This is a genomic window from Acidaminococcus sp. AM05-11 (assembly GCF_003472805.1).
Classification (GTDB): domain Bacteria; phylum Bacillota; class Negativicutes; order Acidaminococcales; family Acidaminococcaceae; genus Acidaminococcus; species Acidaminococcus hominis.
In genome coordinates this window covers 1-18,856 of the sequence record NZ_QRMX01000033.1, presented here as the reverse complement: position 1 = coordinate 18,856, position 18,856 = coordinate 1, and the positions used below count along the sequence as shown (strand labels likewise).

General features: G+C 55.2%; 21 protein-coding genes. 8 read left to right on the top strand and 13 right to left on the bottom strand.

The window, feature by feature from the left end; genetic code table 11:
* Positions 1-902 precede the first annotated feature (902 nt).
* The 11 genes from DW089_RS10125 to DW089_RS10075 all read right to left on the bottom strand — a co-directional run bounded on the left by DW089_RS10125 (position 903) and on the right by DW089_RS10075 (position 9,638).
* A complete protein-coding gene (locus tag DW089_RS10125; protein WP_118287239.1) occupies positions 903-1,391 on the bottom strand; it encodes a cytidine/deoxycytidylate deaminase family protein in 489 nt (162 codons plus the stop codon).
* Between the two features lies 1 nt (position 1,392).
* Positions 1,393-2,019, bottom strand: a complete 627-nt coding sequence (gene upp / locus DW089_RS10120) for a uracil phosphoribosyltransferase (RefSeq protein ID WP_105327077.1) — start codon at positions 2,017-2,019, stop codon at positions 1,393-1,395.
* A 30-nt stretch (positions 2,020-2,049) separates the two neighbouring features.
* Positions 2,050-3,291: a serine hydroxymethyltransferase gene (gene glyA, locus DW089_RS10115; protein ID WP_146109069.1), complete on the bottom strand. Its 1,242-nt coding sequence runs from the start codon at positions 3,289-3,291 to the stop codon at positions 2,050-2,052.
* Positions 3,292-3,327: 36 nt separating this feature from the next.
* Positions 3,328-3,870, bottom strand: a complete 543-nt coding sequence (locus tag DW089_RS10110; protein WP_105327075.1) for a TIGR01440 family protein — start codon at positions 3,868-3,870, stop codon at positions 3,328-3,330.
* 9 nt (positions 3,871-3,879) lie between these two features.
* Entirely contained in the window at positions 3,880-4,317 is a 438-nt protein-coding gene (gene rpiB / locus DW089_RS10105) for a ribose 5-phosphate isomerase B (protein WP_105327074.1), read from the bottom strand.
* A gap of 33 nt (positions 4,318-4,350) precedes the next feature.
* A complete protein-coding gene (locus DW089_RS10100; protein ID WP_118287238.1) occupies positions 4,351-5,457 on the bottom strand; it encodes an L-threonylcarbamoyladenylate synthase in 1,107 nt (368 codons plus the stop codon).
* Positions 5,426-6,331 (bottom strand): peptide chain release factor N(5)-glutamine methyltransferase, encoded by a 906-nt coding sequence (gene prmC, locus DW089_RS10095; RefSeq protein WP_118287237.1) that lies wholly within the window; start codon positions 6,329-6,331, stop codon positions 5,426-5,428. The genes DW089_RS10100 and prmC overlap by 32 nt, the downstream gene beginning before the upstream one ends.
* A complete protein-coding gene (gene prfA, locus DW089_RS10090; RefSeq protein WP_118287236.1) occupies positions 6,331-7,407 on the bottom strand; it encodes a peptide chain release factor 1 in 1,077 nt (358 codons plus the stop codon). Before prfA ends, prmC begins: the two co-directional genes overlap by 1 nt.
* Before the next feature lie 48 nt (positions 7,408-7,455).
* On the bottom strand, positions 7,456-8,361 hold the full coding sequence (locus tag DW089_RS10085; protein ID WP_105327070.1) for a DUF1385 domain-containing protein: 906 nt from the start codon (positions 8,359-8,361) through the stop codon (positions 7,456-7,458).
* A gap of 63 nt (positions 8,362-8,424) precedes the next feature.
* Positions 8,425-8,634: a 50S ribosomal protein L31 gene (gene rpmE, locus DW089_RS10080; RefSeq protein ID WP_105327069.1), complete on the bottom strand. Its 210-nt coding sequence runs from the start codon at positions 8,632-8,634 to the stop codon at positions 8,425-8,427.
* Between the two features lie 77 nt (positions 8,635-8,711).
* Positions 8,712-9,638 (bottom strand): LysR family transcriptional regulator, encoded by a 927-nt coding sequence (locus tag DW089_RS10075; RefSeq protein WP_105327068.1) that lies wholly within the window; start codon positions 9,636-9,638, stop codon positions 8,712-8,714.
* A 165-nt stretch (positions 9,639-9,803) separates the two neighbouring features.
* Here DW089_RS10075 and DW089_RS10070 point away from each other — a divergent pair, with 165 nt between their 5' ends.
* From DW089_RS10070 to sdaAA, 3 genes are all read left to right on the top strand, one after another.
* Positions 9,804-10,994, top strand: coding sequence for a dicarboxylate/amino acid:cation symporter (locus DW089_RS10070; RefSeq protein ID WP_105327067.1), 1,191 nt, complete (start codon positions 9,804-9,806; stop codon positions 10,992-10,994).
* A 108-nt stretch (positions 10,995-11,102) separates the two neighbouring features.
* Positions 11,103-11,771 carry an L-serine ammonia-lyase, iron-sulfur-dependent subunit beta gene (sdaAB, locus tag DW089_RS10065; RefSeq protein ID WP_105327066.1) on the top strand — a complete coding sequence of 223 codons (669 nt, stop codon included), beginning with the start codon at positions 11,103-11,105 and terminating at the stop codon, positions 11,769-11,771.
* A gap of 18 nt (positions 11,772-11,789) precedes the next feature.
* The gene (gene sdaAA / locus DW089_RS10060) at positions 11,790-12,677 is read left to right on the top strand and encodes an L-serine ammonia-lyase, iron-sulfur-dependent, subunit alpha (protein ID WP_118287235.1); all 888 of its coding nucleotides are present in this window, start codon (positions 11,790-11,792) and stop codon (positions 12,675-12,677) included.
* Between the two features lie 78 nt (positions 12,678-12,755).
* Here the strand turns inward: sdaAA and DW089_RS10055 are convergent, their stop codons facing one another.
* Both DW089_RS10055 and map read right to left on the bottom strand, forming a co-directional pair.
* Positions 12,756-13,271, bottom strand: coding sequence for a nitroreductase family protein (locus tag DW089_RS10055; protein WP_105327064.1), 516 nt, complete (start codon positions 13,269-13,271; stop codon positions 12,756-12,758).
* Positions 13,272-13,328: 57 nt separating this feature from the next.
* A complete protein-coding gene (map, locus tag DW089_RS10050; protein ID WP_353937256.1) occupies positions 13,329-14,126 on the bottom strand; it encodes a type I methionyl aminopeptidase in 798 nt (265 codons plus the stop codon).
* Positions 14,127-14,356: 230 nt separating this feature from the next.
* On the opposite strand from map, the gene DW089_RS10045 reads away from it, so the two are divergent.
* From DW089_RS10045 to DW089_RS10025, 5 genes are all read left to right on the top strand, one after another.
* The gene (locus tag DW089_RS10045) at positions 14,357-15,274 is read left to right on the top strand and encodes a DUF368 domain-containing protein (protein WP_105327062.1); all 918 of its coding nucleotides are present in this window, start codon (positions 14,357-14,359) and stop codon (positions 15,272-15,274) included.
* Between the two features lie 206 nt (positions 15,275-15,480).
* A complete protein-coding gene (locus DW089_RS10040; RefSeq protein ID WP_105327061.1) occupies positions 15,481-15,702 on the top strand; it encodes a FeoA family protein in 222 nt (73 codons plus the stop codon).
* Between the two features lie 10 nt (positions 15,703-15,712).
* Positions 15,713-15,949, top strand: a complete 237-nt coding sequence (locus DW089_RS10035; RefSeq protein ID WP_105327060.1) for a ferrous iron transport protein A — start codon at positions 15,713-15,715, stop codon at positions 15,947-15,949.
* Positions 15,950-16,015: 66 nt separating this feature from the next.
* The gene (gene feoB / locus DW089_RS10030; RefSeq protein WP_105327059.1) at positions 16,016-18,169 is read left to right on the top strand and encodes a ferrous iron transport protein B; all 2,154 of its coding nucleotides are present in this window, start codon (positions 16,016-16,018) and stop codon (positions 18,167-18,169) included.
* Between the two features lie 12 nt (positions 18,170-18,181).
* Entirely contained in the window at positions 18,182-18,334 is a 153-nt protein-coding gene (locus DW089_RS10025; RefSeq protein WP_105327058.1) for a FeoB-associated Cys-rich membrane protein, read from the top strand.
* The last annotated feature ends 522 nt before the right edge of the window (positions 18,335-18,856 follow it).

Below are 18,856 nucleotides of genomic sequence, written 5' to 3'. Positions count from 1 at the left end.
AATAATCATGTTTATATGGTTTTGTATGATTTTTAGAAACTGCTGTTTAACCCTCTTATTCTAAATTATAGGCTTCCCCAAAACCTGCCGCAAATACTTTGTTCCAATAGTACATAATACGGCAAAAGCATGGAAAGACCCCGGGACTGCCCCATACAAACGACAAAAGGGACTGTGAAAAATAAAAGTTTTTCCGAGGTTACCGCTGCCTGGATGAACTTTCTCAGTTAGCTTTGCGGCCGGTATCGGAACCCCATCCCGGCTGCGCATTGTTCTTTTAGGGCGCAGCCTCCCTTCCCCTTTACCAGTGCACGCCAAGCAGTGCACTGGTAAGTGGAAGGCATGCGGCCGGGGGCCGCGAAAAAACTGGTTTGAACCTCATCCGTCGCCTCCGGCGACACCTTCTCAGTGGTTCGCGGCTCGCTGCGCAGCTTCACCCTGCGGGTTCGCTTTGCAGGCCGCTATCACATGGCTCACATTAGCCAAGAGCCTTTAGATAATCGTTCGGCTCTTGGATGTGAGCGCAACGCTTTGCAGAAGGCTTCCAGGCCACCACGGGTCAAGTGAAATCTAAAATATAGTGCTGATAAGAACTTGAATCGTAATGGTTATGAAAGCTTCCTGAGTGGTTCGCCGTACTCCGTTCTCCTTCACCCTGCGGGTTCGGCTCACGGACGGCTATCACATAGGTCGCATATACCAAATGTCCTCGGAGAACTGTACTGACATTTGGATGCGACCGTAAAGCGTTGCGGCCGCATCCAAACATCCCCAAAAATATCCCAGAGGTATGCCAACCACAGCAATCGCCTAGGCCGTTCCTCCCAACCCACAAAAAATGGCTTGCGAACTCAATCGAGCTCGCAAGCCATTTTTTCACAGCCGCTTTACGCAGCTGCCGCTTATTTCGTTTCTATTTTCTCCGGTTTTTCCGCTTCTGTGCCAGGGTGGAAGACCTCCAGCTTCAGTTCGTGGTCGCTTTTCAGCATTTCCTCAGCCAGTTTATCCGGGTACGGGTTGGCGTACACAATCCGGGTAATGCCTGCGTTGATGAGGATTTTGGAGCACACCACGCAGGGCTGGTGGGTGCAGTACAGGGTGGCGCCCTGGGTGGAAACCCCGTTCACCGCCGCCTGGATGACTGCGTTCTGCTCCGCATGAATGCCCCGACAAAGCTCATGGTTCTGGCCGCTGGGCACATGGAGCTTTTCCCGGAGGCAGCCCACTTCTTCACAGTGGGGCAGGCCCTTGGGGGTACCGTTGTAGCCGGTGGCCAGGATCTGCCGATCCCGCACCAGCACGGCGCCCACCTTCCGTCTCAGGCAGGTGGAACGCTTGGACACCACCTGGGCAATCTCCATAAAATAGCTGTCCCAATCCGGTCTTTCCATTTTATTCCACCGTTCCGAACACCCGGTCGCCGGCATCGCCCAGACCAGGCACAATGTAGCCATGTTCGTTCAGATGATCATCCAGGGCTGCGGTGTAGATGGGCACATCGGGATGTACCTTGTTCACCAGTTTCACGCCGTCCGGAGCTGCTACCAGGCACATGAAGCGGAAGTGCTTGTAGCCGTCGGCCTTGAGCATGCTGAGAGCTGCCACGGCGCTGCCGCCGGTAGCCAGCATGGGGTCAATCAGGATGATTTCAGCATCTTTGTCCTTGGGAATCTTGCAGTAATATTTGATGGGTTCCAGGGTTTCTTCGTTCCGGGTAAGGCCGATATGGCCTACGTTGGCTTCCGGAATCAGGTCCATGACGGCGTCCAGGAAACCCAGGCCGGCACGCAGAATGGGCACTACGGTAATGCCGCTGACGTCCAGTTCATACCCGGTAGTTTCTTCCAGGGGGGTGGTAACTTTCTTTTCCCGTACCGGCAGGTCCCGGGTAACATCAAACAGAATCAGCTGGGCAATCTGGTCCAGCAGTTGGCGGAATACCACAGGAGGGGTATTCTTATCACGCAGACGGGTCATTTTTTCTTTGATTAAAGGATGGTTGACAACTTGGATTTGCATGGTTTTGGCGCTCTCCTTTTATGTTTTTGCTTACAAATTAGGATACAGGGGGAACTTCTGGCACAGGGCAGCAACCCGCCGCTTGGCCTGTTCCTGGGCATCTTCCTTACCGGGATTGCTCAGCACCAGGCCGATGATTTTGGCCACTTCCCGGAAGTCTTCTTCCTTAAAGCCCCGGGTGGTGCAGGCTGGGGAACCCAGCCGGATGCCGCTGGTAACAAAGGGGCTGGCCGGGTCAAAGGGAATGGTGTTCTTGTTGCAGGTAATTCCCACTTCGTCCAGCATATGTTCGGCTTCCTTGCCGGTAAGGTTCTTGTTCCGCACATCCACCAGCACCAGATGGTTATCGGTGCCGCCGGAAACCAGGCGCAGGCCTTCCTGGGTCAGCTGGTCTGCCAGGGCAGCAGCGTTTTGCAAAATCTGTTTCTGGTATGCCTTGAACTCCGGCTTCAGGGCTTCGCCAAAGGCTACGGCCTTGCCGGCAATGACGTGCATCAGGGGACCGCCCTGGGTACCGGGGAATACAGCCTTGTCAATGGCTTTGGCGTATTTTTCCGGGCACAGGATCATGCCGCCCCGGGGGCCCCGAAGGGTCTTGTGGGTGGTGGTGGTCACTACGTCCGCATAGGGAATGGGGCTGGGATGAAGCCCTGCCGCAATAAGGCCGGCAATATGGGCCATGTCAATCATCAGCACCGCCCCCACCCCGTGGGCAATGGCGGCCATCCGTTCAAAGTCGATGGTCCGGGCGTAGGCGCTGCCGCCGCCGATAATCATCTTGGGCTGGCATTCCTTGGCGATGGCTTCCATCTTGTCGTAGTCGATGACTTCCGTTTCCGGGTCCACGCCGTAGGCTACAATATGGAAGTAGCTGCCGGAAATGTTCACCGGGCTCCCATGGGACAGATGCCCGCCCTGGGACAGGTTCATACCCATAATGGTATCCCCGGGTTTTACGAAGGCAAAGAAGGCAGCCAGGTTGGCGTTGGCGCCGCAGTGGGGCTGCACGTTGGCATGCTCTGCCCCAAACAGTTCGCAGGCTCTCTGGCGGGCCAGTTCTTCTACCTGGTCCACGTATTCACAGCCGCCGTAGTAGCGGTGGCCGGGATAGCCTTCGGCATATTTATTGGTGAGTACGCTGCCCATGGCGTCCAGGACAGCCGGGGAAACAAAGTTTTCCGAAGCAATCAATTCAATCTTGTTTCTCTGTCTGCCCAGTTCCCGGCCAATGGCGGCGGCTACCTGGGGGTCAGCGGTGGTCAAGTTTTCCAAATTCATGTGCTTCCTCCTTTTTTGTCAGGCCCTGCTTTAACGATAGACGGCCCGTTCCCCGCCAATGAGAGGCGGACGGGTGTAGGCGGCGGTAAGCACCGCGTCGCCCAGTTTCTTTCGGGACAGCCGCACCGGCACTGCCACCCGTTTCAGGTGCATGCCGATCAGGGTCTGCCCAATATCCAGGCCCATATCGGCCTTGATTTCTTCTACTACTGCCGGATGCTCCAGGCTATTGTACATCTGGGTGGCAAAGGCGCCGCCGGCGTGTTCCACTGGCCGTACGGTCACTTCCTGCCAGCCAAATTTTTCCATGGCTTTTTGGTCCACTACCAGAGCCCGGTTCAGATGTTCGCAGCATTGGGCGGCCAGAATCATCTTGTGTTTCCGGCAAACCTTTTGCAGTGCGCCCACCAGGGCTCCAGCCAGTTTCAGGGAACCGCCGGTACCGATTTTGTTGCCCAGCACTTCGCTGGAGGAACAGCCCACCACCAGCACTTTCCCGGCTTTGCCGCCGCCTTTGCTGATCAGTTCTTCCGTAACCTCTTCCAGTTCCTGTACCAATTCATCCGTTTTCATAATGCCACCTTATTTCTCTAATGCCATAATCTTTTCCACTCTCTGGGTATGGTAGCTGCCCAGGAAGGAAGCGCCCAAATAGGCGTCTACAATCTGTTCGGCCAGGCCGCTGCCCAGCACCCGTGCACCCAGGCACAGAACGTTGGCATTGTTGTGTTCTCTGGCTTTTTCTGCACTGTAGCAGTCGGAGCACACCGCAGCCCGGATCCCGTGGATCTTGTTGGCGGCAATGGACATGCCAAGACCGGTGCCGCAGATCAGGATACCCTGTTCTGCCTTGCCGGCAGCCACTGCTTCCCCTACTTTTTTGGCATAATCCGGGTAATCCACCCGATCTGCACTGTAGGAGCCAGCGTCTTCCACTTCGTAGCCTTTGTCTTCCAGATGTTTTTTGATAATTCCTTTCAGTTCAAAACCACCGTGATCACAGCCGATGATAATTTTCATGAGGAATCCTCCCTTCTGTTGGTCCAATCCTTTTTATTCTAACACAAGTGCCTGCAAAAATTCAGGTATTTGCCCGCTTTTTTTGTGGAAAATTCCCTGTTCTGCCCACAAAATGTTGTGCTCGGCAGATTTGCGCATCCGGTTCATAATGGCCAGGCCCAGATGGTCGTCGGGAACCCCTTCACCAATGATGACGTCCACATTTTCCGCATCGAAGCTGCGCAGCTCCGTATACAGCTTTTCTGCCAGTTCCTGGGCGTCCTTGCCGCCGCTGCGGATGAGGATGTCCTGGGTTTTGGGCAGGTGCTGCACGGTCTTTTCCATGGCCAGGACTCCTACCTTGAGGCCCATGGCTTCTGCCATAATGGCCGCCCGGATAACGCCCTGGCTGGCTTCCGGTCCTTCAATCAGGTACATGGGTGCCTTGGGGGCGTAGTGCCGGTACTTCATGCCCGGCGCCTTGGGAGTCTGCCCGGCTTCCACCAGGCCCCGGTCCAGCTCTACCTGGCCCAGCACCTGCTCCAGCATTTCCCGGGTAATGCCCCCGGGCCGGAGAATGGTGGCCACGTCACCGGTGGTATCAATAATGGTGGATTCCACCCCGATGGCGCAGGGGCCGCCATCCACCACGCCGGCAATGACGCCGTCCATATCCTGGAGCACGTCCGCCGCATTGGTGGGGCTGGGCTTCCCGGACCGGTTGGCCGAGGGGGCCGCAATGGGTGTCCCGGCCAGGGTAATCAGGGCCTGGGCCACCGGGTCGCTGGGAAAGCGCACCGCAACCGTAGTAAGCCCGGCCGTCACCACCTGGGGCACCCGCTCCGAGGCGTTCACCACCAGGGTCATGGGACCCGGCCAAAAGGTTTTGGCCAGTTTTTCCGCCATAGGGGACAGGCCGCTGGTCAGCTGGTTAATCTGCTCCAGCTGGCTGATATGCAGGATCAGGGGATTGTCCGCCGGCCGTCCCTTGGCCGCGAAAATCTTTTTGCAGGCGTCGCCGTTCAGGCCGTCCGCTCCCAGTCCATATACCGTTTCCGTAGGAAAGGCCACCACTTCCCCCTGCTGCAAAAGGGCTGCCGCAGGCTTCAGCTGGTCTTCCAAGGGCCGGTTATTTTCCAGTTTCCATAATTTCGTTTCCATAAGTCGATTCCTTCTTTGCCGCAAAGACCATCCGGTCTATGCCTTGATAGTCCAGGTCCACCTGCACCTGGTCAAAGCCGGCGTCCCGGCACAGCTGGGCCACCGCTTCCCCTTCCCCGATGCCGATTTCAAAGGCCACCAGGCCCTGGGGATCCAGGAACTTCCAAATGTCTTTTAAGATGCGCCGGTAAAAGTCCAGGCCATCTTCGCCTCCGTCCAGGGCGCCCAAGGGCTCCTGCTGGACCTCTGCCTGGAGGCCGGGCAGGTCTTTCTTGGGAATGTAGGGCGGGTTGGACACAATCACTTGGAACCGCTCGTCCGGGGGAATGTTGGCGTACAGGTCCGAAACCAGTACGGCGCAGCGCTCCTCCACCCCGATAGCCTCAGCATTCTCTAACGTCACCGCCGCGGCTCCCGGGGAAATATCCACTCCCAGGCCCCGGGCCTCCGGCAGATGGGCCAAGAGCGACACCAAAATGGCGCCGCTGCCGCAGCCAATGTCCAGGATTTCCCGGGGGCCCTTGTCCTTGTTCAGACGCACCAGCTTTTCCACCAGCAGTTCCGTTTCCGGCCGGGGGATCAGGGTATCCCGGGTGACCTTGAACTCATACTGGAGAAAGCCTTTCTTGCCCAGGATGTAGGCCACCGGTTCCCGCTTGGCCCGCCGGGCCACGTAGCCCCGGTACTCCTTCAGCTCCTTTTCTTCCAGGGGCTGGTCAAAATGGGTGTACAGCTGCAGCCGGGTATAATCCAGCACAGCACAAAGCAGCACCTCGGCATCCAGGCGTGGATTCTCCACGCCCTTTTCGCCAAAGTACTGCTTTGTCCAATTTAGAATTTTAATGATTGTCCAAACCGGTTTTTGCTCTGTCATTATTTCACCTGCTGTAACCGTTTGCTTTGCTCGGCCGTCATCAGGGCACTGAGCAGTTCATCCAGATCACCGTTGATGATTTCCGGCAGTTTATGCAGGGTCAGCCCAATCCGGTGGTCCGTCACCCGTCCCTGGGGATAGTTGTAGGTCCGGATCCGTTCGCTGCGGTCCCCGGTGCCTACCTGGCTTCTCCGGTCCGCAGCGGTGGCTGCCCGTTGTTTTTCTTCTTCTGCTTCCAAAATTCTGGCCCGCAGCACCCGCATACATTTTTCCCGGTTTTTGGCCTGGGATTTTTCGTCCTGGCACTGGGCCACAATGCCGGTGGGAATGTGGGTCATCCGCACAGCCGATTCCGTCTTGTTGACGTACTGGCCGCCGGCGCCCCCTGCCCGGTAGGTATCAATCCGGATATCCGCCGGGTTGATTTCCACGTCCACTTCCTGGGCTTCGGGCATTACCGCCACCGTTACGGTAGAGGTGTGGACCCGGCCCTGGGATTCCGTATCCGGTACCCGCTGGACTCGGTGCACGCCGCTTTCAAACTTCATATGGCTGTACACGTCCTGGCCGGACACCATGAATACCACTTCCTTGAAGCCCCCCAGGCCCGTGGGGCTGGAGTCCATGAGTTCCACCTTCCAGCCTTTGTTTTCGGCGTAGCGGGTGTACATCCGGAACAGGTCCCCGGCAAACAGGGCTGCTTCGTCCCCGCCGGCGCCGGCCCGGATTTCCATGATGATGTTCTTCTCATCGTTGGGGTCCTTGGGCAGCAGCAGAATGGTGAGTTTTTCCTCGTAAACCTCGATTTCCGGCTTCAGTTCTTTCAATTCTTCTTCGGCCATGGCAGCCAGCTCCGGGTCTTCCTTGGCCTTTACGATGGCCTCGTCTTCCTGGTAGGTGTCTGCCAGCTTCTTGTATTCCCGGTACACGGTGACGATTTCCGTCAGTTTGGCATGGGCCTTGGTGTAGCGCTGCCATTCGGCCTGGTTGCTGATGACGTCAGGGTCACTGATTTTCGCTTCCAGGTCCAGGTACCGGTCTTCCAAATCCTGTAATTTATCCAGATTTTCAAACATAATATTCCCCGTTATTTCTTATTCTTACTGGTGATGCTTGCGGCTGTTTCAGCTGCCGGGCTGCACGAGAGGAGCGGGCTCTTCCAGAATTTCTTCCGGCGGCAGTACCGCCTTCAGCGACGCAATGGCCACTTCCATCTGACTGTCGTCGGGCTCCCGGGTGGTAAGCTTTTGCAGGGCCAGACCCGGCAAAATGGCCGTCCGCACCCAGGCCTTGTCCATATGCTTGCCGGCAAACCGGATGATTTCGTAGCTGATGCCTGCCACCACCGGCATGAGAATAATCCGGCTGGCAATCCGTTCCCACAGGCTGGGCCAACCCAGGAAGGTGAAAATGAAGATGCTGATCAGCATGACGATCATCAGGAAATTGGTGCCGCAGCGGGGGTGCAGCGTAGAAAAGGGCCGCACGTTTTCCACCTTGAGCACCAGTCCGTGTTCATAGGTATAGATGGTCTTGTGTTCTGCCCCATGGTACTGGAACACCCGCTGGATATCCTTCTGCTGGGAAATGGCCCAGATATAGGTCAGGAAAATGGCCAGCCGCAGCAGCCCCTCGCACAGGTTCAGGACCACGGAGCTGGTAATCCAGCTCTGAAACAGCTTCATGGCGCCGGTAGGCACCACCACAAACAGCAGAATGGCCAGGCCCACGGACACTGCAATGGTGCCGGCCATTTCCAGGCTGCTCATTTTTTCGTCTTCCTCCCCGGACATTTGGGCCGAGTAGGATAGTGCTTTCATGCCGTAGAGCAGGGATTCCACCAGGGAAACCATACCCCTGAGAAAGGGCTTTTTCAGCACTGGATACCGATCCCCGATACTGGTGGAGGGTTTCACATCCACCGCAATTTCCCCGTCAGGCTGCCGTACGGCTACGGCAATTTTCCCCGGGCCCCGCATCATGACTCCCTCAATGACGGCTTGGCCGCCTACACTCAGTTTCTTGGACATGATGATTTTTCTCCATATAGCAAACCAGCAGAGCCAAGGCTCTGCTGTTGAAGTGCGCTGTTTTTATTTTGCGTCTTTGTTGCCGTACCGCTTGTTGAATTTTTCAATGCGGCCTCTAGCAGACATATCACGCTGCTTGCCGGTGAAGAAAGGATGGCATTTGGAGCAAACGTCCACGCGCAGTTCCTTTTTCACACTGCCAGTTTTAAATGTATTCCCACAGCCACAAATGACGGTGCATTCACCGTAGTTAGGATGAATTCCTTCTTTCATCTCAAGACACCTCTTTCTTTAATTACATTAATATTACCCGACATTAATGCTTGATGATTATACCACAAACGGCCGTTTCACGCAAGGGTTTCTACCGGCGTTTTGCCTTCTTTTCCAGCCTGTTTGGCGCCCCGGAACTGGGGCATCCCCAGCACCACCTTCATGGCCGGGGTCAGCCATTTGTCCCGGTGGTAAAACAGCTGCCGGGACAGCTGGAGCTGGTAGTCCGACAGGGTAAGGATTTTCAGCTTGCTGCGGAATACACTGTTTTCCACCACATACTGGGGCAAAAAGGACAGGCCCATATTCCGCTGGACCATATCCAGGATAAAGCCCGTATCGCTGACCTCCAAAAAGGGGTTCAGGGCAATGCCCTGGGCCGCCAGGTATTGGTCCAGGCACCGGCGGTAGTTGTCGTCCTTCTCGGTGAGGAAAAACCGCTGGCCCAGCAGCTGGTTCAGGGTGACTTCCTTTTCCAGGGCCAGAGGGGAGCGCCGGGAGCAGACGAACACGATGTTTTCCGGTTCTTCCAGGGCTCGGACCCATTTCACGTCGTACACCGGCTGGTCCAGGATGTAGGCCAGGTCAATTTCGTTGTGGTTCAGCCGCTCCAATAGGTTCTGGGGCGAGTCGATGGTCACCTTCACGTGGATCCGGGGATAGCGCCGGGAAAAGTATTCCATCACCGACGGCATTTTGGCCTCGCACAGGGAAGCAATCATGCCCAGGTGCAGGACTTCTTCCCGGGGCGTATTGCGCATCCGCTCCCCCAGTGCCTCCACTTCCTGGAGCAGGGGCATGGCCTCCTGGGCCAGCTCCTCCCCATGGGAGGTCACCCGTACGCATTTGCCCAGCCGGTCAAAAAGCCGCACCCCCAGCTCCGTTTCCAGCTCACGAATTTGTACGCTCATGGCGGACTGGGAGTAGCCCAATGCCTTAGCCGCCTTGGAAAAACTTTGCAATTCCACCACTTTTAAGAAGCTTCTTAGCTGCCGTAGTTCCATTTTTGCCTGCCACCCTTTTTAAAATTACTTTTTTTCATATGTTGGATTCTATTTATGAATTTGATTTATGTGTCTTCACATAGTACACTAAATAAACAGAAAAGTCAAACCTGGATACAATGTGCACAAAGACAAGTCTGACAAATTTCAAAGGAGGCTTTTTTTATGAAGCTCGGTCTTGTACCCAAAGTTATTATTGCAATCATTCTTGGTATCCTTATCGGGCAGTACCTGCCCACCGATTTCTGCCGCCTGGTCGTGACCCTGTCGGGGATTTTCAGCAACTTCCTGAAGTTCGTCATTCCCCTGATGATCCTGGCCTACGTGACCATGGGCATCGCCGACCTGTCCCAGGGCGCCGGCAAGCTGCTGCTGATTACGGCCATTATCGCCTACTGCTCCACCCTGGTGGGCGGCACCTATTCCTTCTTTGTGGCGGACAATCTGTTCCCGTCCTTCATCAACGCCGGCGTGCTGGAGGAAATCTCCAAAACGGCCGGAACGTCTTTGGAACCTTACTTCACCATTGCCATTCCTCCCATCCTGGATACCATCTCTGCGGTGGTCCTGGCGTTCATTATGGGCCTGTGCCTGTCCAATATGAAGGGCAAGGAAATGGGTACCACCCTGTATAATGGCATGAAGGATTTCTCCACCATCATTGACGCCGTGCTGAAAAACGCCATTGTTCCCTTCCTGCCCCTGTACATCTGCGGCACTTTCGTGGACATGACCAAGTCCGGCAAGACCTTTGTCATCCTGAGCGTACTGTGGAAGGTATTCCTGGTGGTTATCATCATGCACCTGACCCTGCTGTTTGTGCAGTTCCTGTTGTCCGGCACCATTGCCCACAAGAACCCCTTCACCCTGATGAAAAACCAGATTCCTGGCTACACCACGGCGCTGGGTACCCAATCCTCCGCTGCCACCATTCCCGTAAACCTGCAATGTTCTGAAGCGGACGGCGTCTGCGACCAGATTCGTAACTTCGTTATCCCCCTGTGTGCCAACATCCATATGTGCGGCTCCATGATTACCATTACGGCCTGCGCTACGGCGGTATGCCTGATGTACCAGCTGCCCATCAATCTGGGTATCGTGATTCCCTTTATCATGACCCTGGGCGTGTGCATGGTGGCTTCTCCCGGTGCTCCCGGCGGCTCCATTATGACGGCCCTGCCCTTCCTGTGGATGATCTTCGGCAAACAGGCCGGCGACCCCAACGGTCCCATCTGCGCCCTGATGGTGGCCCTGTATATTACCCAGGATTCCTTCGGCACCGCCTGCAACGTATCCGGAGATAATGCCATCGCCGTAGTGGTGGATAAAATTTACAAAACCTGGATTGAGAAATAAGTACAATTCAGCTAGAATAGAGAAATCAAGGAAACCCGCCCCTGATTCGCTGCTGCTCCGGCAGGGCGGTTCGGGGGTTTTCCTTTAGAAATTCCAGGAGGAAACATTATGAATGTATTCGATATTATTGGGCCGGTGATGATTGGGCCCTCCAGCTCCCATACCGCAGGGGCTGTACGGCTGGGGGAAGTGGCCAGCAAGATGCTGAACCAGGACGAGCCCCAGGACGTGCGGGTGGAACTGTCCGGTTCCTTCGCCAAGACCTACAAGGGCCACGGCACGGACAAGGCGTTGCTGGCCGGAATTATGGGCTACAGCAGCGATGCCATTGAAATCCGGGATATTTTTTCCATTGCGGACAAGCGGGGCATCCACTATACGTTCATTCCGGCGGACATCCCCCACGCCCACCCCAACACGGCCCGGATCCACGTGGTGGGCAAAAACGGCACCAAATGCTGCGTCCAGGGGGCCAGCATCGGCGGCGGCAATATCCGGGTGGACTACATTGACGGCATGAAGGTGGACTTTACCGGGGAACGGAACACCATCCTGGTGCCCCACTACGACCGGCCGGGGGTTATTGCAGCCGTGACCAACATCATGTACAGCAAGTACAAGGAAGTGAATATCGGCAACTTCAAATTGTCCCGGCCTGTAAAGGGCGGCATTGCCATGATGACCATCGAAATCGACGGGCTGCCCCCTGCCGGCATGATTGAAGCCATCCGTTCCGTAAAGGATGTTACCAACGTCATCCTGATCCGGGCCATTTAAGGGAAGAAGGAGCATACCATGCTAGAATATAACGCCATTAAAAACCTGGTGGACGCCGCCGAAAAGTCCGGCAAAAAAATCAGTGAGCTGGTGCTGGAGGACCAAGCCCAGGAACTGGAAAAGACGCCCCAGGAAGTCTATGACAAGATGTCCAAGGAATTTGATGTCATGCAGGAAGCCGTAAAATTCGGCGAACAGAAGGACCAGCGCTCCACCTCCGGGCTTACCGGGGGCGAGGGCTACAAGATGAAGGCCTACAACACTGCCAGCAGCGGCGGCCTGTCCGGGTCCCTGCTGGTGCGGGCTATGGGCCGGGCTCTGGCGGTAGCCGGCTGCAACGCTTCCATGGGCCGTATTGTGGCCGCCCCCACGGCGGGCAGCTGCGGCATCCTGCCCGGGTGCCTGATTACCATGCTGGAAGACCGGGGCCTGGACCGGCACGCCGTGGTCATGTCCCTGTTTACCGCCGGGGCCTTTGGCATCACCATTGCCACCAACGCCTCCATTGCAGGGGCCGAGGGGGGCTGCCAGGCGGAATGCGGCAGTGCTGCCGGTATGGCCGCTGCGGCCCTGGTGGAACTGGCCGGGGGCACGCCCCAAATGTGCGCCGACGCCTGCGCCATGGCCATCAACAACCAGCTGGGGCTGGTCTGCGACCCGGTGGCCGGGCTGGTAGAGATTCCCTGCATCAAACGGAACCCCTCCGGCGTGGCCATTGCCTTCTCGGCCGCAGATATGGCCCTGTCCGGCATCCAATCCGCCATTCCCGTGGACGAATGCATTGACGCCATGCGCCGGGTGGGGCACGCCCTGCCGGCCTCCCTTCGGGAAACGGCGGGCGGCGGCCTGGCCACCACCCCTACGGGCCTGAAGCTCAAGGAAAAGGTTTTTGGGCCGGAGAAGTAACCTACCCTTTTTACAATTAAAAAATGGTCCTGCTGCATCCCTTAGGATGAGGCAGGACCATTTTGTTTAAGCGTCTTCTTACAGTTCCTTCACCAGTTCGTCGTTGGAACGGCGTTCGGTGTGCAGGTGGGCCGGATGCACGCCTTCGGCAGCGTAGCCGATGGGCAGCAGCAGCAGGGGCACTTCGTTCAGAGGCAGCTCGAAAGCATCGGCGGTTTTGGACACCGGGAAGAAGTTCACCCAGCAGGAGCCGATGCCCAGTTCCCAAGCTTCTAGCATCATATGGGTTGCCACAATGCTGGCGTCCTGTTCGCCGGCGCGGATGCCGTGTTCAAAGGGGTTCACCCATTCTTCGTCCTTCCGGACGGTAACCATCAGCACCACCGGAGCGTTAAAGGCGCAGCGGGTCAGGCCCCGTACCTTTTCCAGGGCTTCCGGGCTCTTTAATACGTAAACCCGGTAGGGCTGGTTGTTGTGGCCGGTGGGAGCAATGCGCCCGGCTTCCAGAATCAGGTCCAGTTTTTCCTTTTCAATGGGTTTGTCGCTGTACTTGCGCACGGAGTACCGTGCCTTTGCCAATTCCATAAAATTCATCGTTTCCATCTCCTTTGCAGTTTCTCAAGCAGTGTCTGTAATTTTCAGACTTATATATTAGTAGGAAAGAATTTCCGGTTCTCCTTCGGTAATCAGCAGGGTGTGTTCCCACTGGGCAGAAGGCTTGCCATCTACGGTACGCACGGTCCAGCCGTCAAAGTCGTCGATGTACAGGTCCGCCCGGCCCATGTTGACCATGGGTTCAATGGTAATCACCATGCCCGGCACCAGGAGCATGCCCGTATGCCGTTTGCCCACATGGGCCACAAAGGGGTCTTCGTGCATTTCCAGGCCCACGCCATGGCCGCCGAATTCCCGGACTACGGAATAGCCGTGCTTCCGGGCAAAGCTCTGGATGGCCCAGCCAATATCCCCCAGGGTATTTTTCCAGCCCACGGCGTTTTCCATGCCCCGCTTCAGGCATTCTTTGGTGATATTCACCAGGTTTTTCCGGTCATCGGGAACCCGGCCCACCATGAACATCCGGGAAGCGTCACCTACATAGCCCTTGTAGATGGTGGTGGCATCTACGTTGACAATATCCCCGCTTTTCAGCACCTGCTTGGGATCGGGAATCCCGTGGCAGATGACTTCGTTGACGGAAGTGCAAACGGATTTGGGAAACCCTTCGTAGTTCAGGCAGGCAGGAATGGCGTCGTGGGCAATGGTGTAATCGTACACGATGGTGTTGATTTCATCAGTGGTCATACCCACCTTGATGGCGGCTTCCACCGCATCCAGCACGCCGGTGTTCACCTTGCCTGCTTCCCGGATGCCTGCAATCTGTTCCGGGGTTTTAATCATATCCAGACGGGGCACCTCGTACCCCTTGGCTGCATATTCCATGAGTTTCATCTTTAATTCGCCAGTTTCCAAAACTCCAACCTCCTCTATTCTATTTTTCGTAAAAATACGGTATAATTATTATTCGTGCTGGCTTAAAACCCGCCGCACCAATTTTTAATTATAGCACAATTCTTTTCAGAGGATTTTCTCTTTGTTTAATATTTCGTTAGACTTTTCTCCTATACTAAGGGAAACCCAAAGATTTGGCAAGTTTTTCTCACGCGAAAGGATGAGGCGGTATGGAATTTGTACTGAATATGATCCGGGGCTTTTTTATGGCCCTGGCGGACAGCGTGCCCGGGGTATCCGGCGGCACCATTGCCTTTATACTGGGCTTTTATGATGAATTTATTGGTTCCCTGTACGTGATGACCCATGGGGACCTGGCCCTGAAGAAAAAGGGCTTCAAGTTTCTGGCCAACCTGGGGGTGGGCTGGGTTATCGGCATGGGCTCCTCGGTCAATGTGCTGGCCAGCCTGTTTACCACCCAGATTTATCAGCTGACTTCCCTGTTCCTGGGTCTGTCCATTTTCTCCCTGCCGTTGATTATGAAGGAGGAACGGGAAGCTCTCCAAAAGGTCAGCAAAATCCCCTATATGCTCATCGGCATTGTGCTGGTGTACGTCATTGCCCTGGCCAGTCCTTCCGGCGGCCAAGGGATCAACGTCTCCATTGAAAGCTTGTCGCCGCTCTTGGCCGTATACATTTTCGTTTCTGCCATGATTGCCATCTGCGCCATGGTGCTGCCGGGGATTTCCGGGTCCACCATGCTGCTGATTTTTGGCCTGTACGTGCCCATTATTGATGCCATCAAGGAATTTCTCCACATGAACCTGGCCTACTTCCCGGTGCTGTGCATTTTTGGTTTTGGGGTTTTGGCCGGCATCATCGGTATTATCCGGCTGGTGAAAAACGCCCTGGACAACCACCGGTCCGCCATGGTGTACTTCATCGTGGGCCTGATGGTGGGTTCCCTGTATGCCATTGTCCAAGGGCCTACCACCCTGAAGATGCCCCAGCCTGCCCTGTCCTTTGCCACCTTCAGCTGGGTCTGGTTCTTTGCCGGCGGCGTTCTCCTGGCTGGCCTTACTGCCCTGAAGAACTTTACGGAGCATAAACTCCATCCCCAGTTAAACCAAGAAGAAGAACAGGACTAGTTCCTGAAGTCAAGCAGTCTGCCCCCTGGCAGGCTGCTTTTTTGCTGCCATTTTGCGCCGGGCTGGGCTCCTATTTTCTGCCGTTTGACGTTTTAGACATAATTTTGTCAATTTTTATTGACTACAACGTTAGTTAGTGCTAACATATCTGTTACGAGGTTTGTATAGACACTTATCTTTATTTCCAAGAGAAAAGAGGTACTCCCATGCCCTTAAACTTTGCAGAAGCCGGTGTTCCCCTGGTGATTGCCCGGGTGGGCGGCACATCCAAGGTCCGTTCCCATCTGGAAAATCTGGGTATTACCCTGGGTGCTGTGATTTCCATTGTGCAGCATACCAGCAGCGGGCTGATTCTCAACATCCGGGATTCTCGGGTAGCCATCAGCACGGAAATGGCAGGCAAAATTATCGTACAAGAACAAAAGTAGGAGGCTTATGATGCTTACATTGAAAGACGGCAAGACAGGCTGTGATTACGAAGTGGTAAAACTCCATGGTCAAGGCGCCATCAAGCGTCACATTATGGATATGGGGCTGACCAAGGGTACCAAGGTCCACGTCCGCAAAGTGGCTCCTTTGGGAGATCCTGTGGAATTGACAGTCCGGGGTTACGAACTTTCCCTGCGGAAAGCTGACGCGGAAATCGTTGAGGTTACAGAAATTACAGGAGCGTAACTTATTTATCGTATTGTTAGTAAACACTAATTAAATTGTGTATCAGGAAGAAAGAAGGTATTTTTCATGGAGTTTAAGATTGCACTTGCCGGGAACCCCAATACCGGTAAGACTACCCTATTCAACGCCCTCACCGGGTCCAACCAGTTTGTGGGCAACTGGCCCGGCGTTACGGTAGAGAAAAAAGAAGGCAAGCTCAGCGGCCATCCGGACGTGATCATTCAGGATCTGCCCGGTATCTACTCTCTCTCTCCCTACACTTTGGAAGAAGTGGTAGCCCGGAATTACCTGGTGAAGGAGCGGCCCGATGCCATTCTGAACATTGTGGACGGCACCAACCTGGAACGGAACCTGTACCTGAGCACCCAGCTGACGGAACTGGGCATTCCCGTAGTCATGGCGGTGAATATGATCGACATGGTACGGAAAAACAACGACATCGTAAACCTGGACAAGCTGTCCAAGGAAATGGGCTGCCCGGTGGTAGGCATTTCTGCTCGGACCGGGGAAGGCATCAAGGAAGCTGCTGACCTGGCTGCCAAGACGGCCAAGCATCAGGACCACTTCACTGCCCGCCACAGCTTTGACGGCCCGGTGGAACACGCCCTGGCCCATATCGAAGAAGCCACCCAAGGACTGCTGCCCCAGTACCAGGAACGCTGGTATGCCATTAAACTCTTCGAACGGGATGACAAGGTACGGGCGGCTTTGAAACTGCCCCAAAATATCCTCGACCATATCGACAGCGACATTGAGTCCGTGGAAAAGGAAATGGACGACGATGCCGAAAGCATCATCACCAACGAACGCTACAAATACATTTCTTCCATTATTGCCGACTGCAACATCAAAAAGAGCCGCGGCAAGCTCACCACCTCCGACAAGATTGACCGGATTGTCACCAACCGGTTCCTGGCCCTGCCTATTTTTGCTGTCATCATGTTCTTTGTGTACTATCTGTCCGTAACCACCATTGGTACGGAAGCTACGGACTGGGTCAACGATACTTTGTTTGGTGAAATCATCATCCCGGGGGCCCACGACATTTTGGAAGGCATGAACGTGGCTGAATGGATGACCGGGCTGGTGGTAGACGGTATCATCTCCGGGGTTGGCGCCGTACTGGGCTTTGTACCCCAGATGGTGGTTCTGTTCATCTGCCTGGCCTTCCTGGAAGCCTGCGGCTACATGGCCCGTATCGCTTTCATCCTGGACCGTGCTTTCCGGAAATTTGGTCTGTCCGGCAAATCCTTCATCCCCATGCTGATTGGTTCCGGCTGCGGCGTACCCGGCATTATGGCTTCCCGTACCATCGAGAATCCTGCCGACCGGAAAATGACCATTATGACCACTACCTTCATCCCCTGCTCCGCCAAGATGCCCATTATTGCCCTGGTGGCAGGCGCCTACTTTGGCGGTGAATGGTGGGTAGCTCCTTCCGCCTACTTTGTAGGTATTGCTTCCATCATTATTTCGGGTATAATCTTAAAGAAGACCAAGCTGTTTGCCGGTGACCCTGCTCCCTTTGTTATGGAACTGCCGGCCTACCATATGCCCACACTGGGCAATATTGCCCGCAGCGTTTGGGAACGGAGCTCCAGCTTCGTAAAGAAAGCCGGTACCGTTATCCTGCTGTCCACCATCCTGGTTTGGTTCACCTCCAGCTTCGGCTTCGTAGATGGCCACCTGGTTATGGTAGAAGACCTGAACGACGGCATCCTGTCCAGCATCGGCGAAGCCATCGCCTGGATCTTTGCTCCTCTGGGCTGGGGTAACTGGAAAGCCGCTGTGGCCACCTTTACCGGCCTGATTGCCAAGGAAAACCTGGTAGGTACCTTCGGCGTGCTGTACGGCCTGGCCGAAGCGTCCGAGGACGGCCAGGAATTCTGGGGAACCTTTGCCAAGGACTTCTCCATGCTGTCCGCCTACTCCTACCTGATCTTCAACCTGCTGTGCGCTCCCTGCGTGGCTGCCATGGGCGCCATCAAACGGGAAATGAACAACGGCAAATGGACTCTGTTTGCCATTGGTTACCAATGCGGCTTTGCTTACTGCATGGCCTTGATGTTCTATCAATTCGGTTCCTTCATCAGCACGGGTGCCTTCACCCTGGGTACTGCCGCTGCCTGCGTGATTCTGGCTGGTATGCTCTACCTGCTGCTGCGCCCCATGCCGAATTTTGAAGAAACCGTACCTGCCGGTGAAAAAGTCACCGAGTAAGGAGATGGTATTATGGGAACTGCCCTTGTTGGTTTGGTCCTGCTCCTGATTGTAGGCAGCGTCATTCGGAAGATGGTGAACGACCATAAATCCGGAAAAAGCTCCTGCGGCTGCAATTGTGCCGGCTGCAGCGGCTGCTGCTCTTCAAATTCAAAAAAGAAATAGAAGATATGCCCTGGACTCCGGTCCAGGGCATATTTTTTAGCTTTAGAAAAGGGTGAAGATGAATGAGAGACAATAGATGATGGGAACAAGGAAATTGTCTACACTTTTCTGCGAAAAGTGTAGAGGTGTTTTTGGGATTATATGGCCCGCGGGAGCGGGCTGGAACCCCAACCTTGCCCCGCCCTTTGGGGCGGGGCGTTCCTTCCCCTTCTCCTGTTCGCATAGCGCAGGACCTCTCCGGGTCCACGCTTTTTATTTTTTTGCGTAGACCCACCTCCCCTTTGGGGGCGCATATTTTCCTTATGAGGCCCTTCAAGCGTGAAGGGGCTGTCATCCCGCAGGGATGACTGAGAAAGTTTGGATGCGCCTGCCAATGAGGAGGCTTTAAGTGGAAGGCATGCGGCCGGAGGCCGCAAATGCTAGGGTGAACTTCTTCCGTCATCCACGTTGTGGATGACACCTTCTACACGCTGGTATGCTATGAATAAAGTAGACTGGCATATAGTTAAACCTCCTGGATTC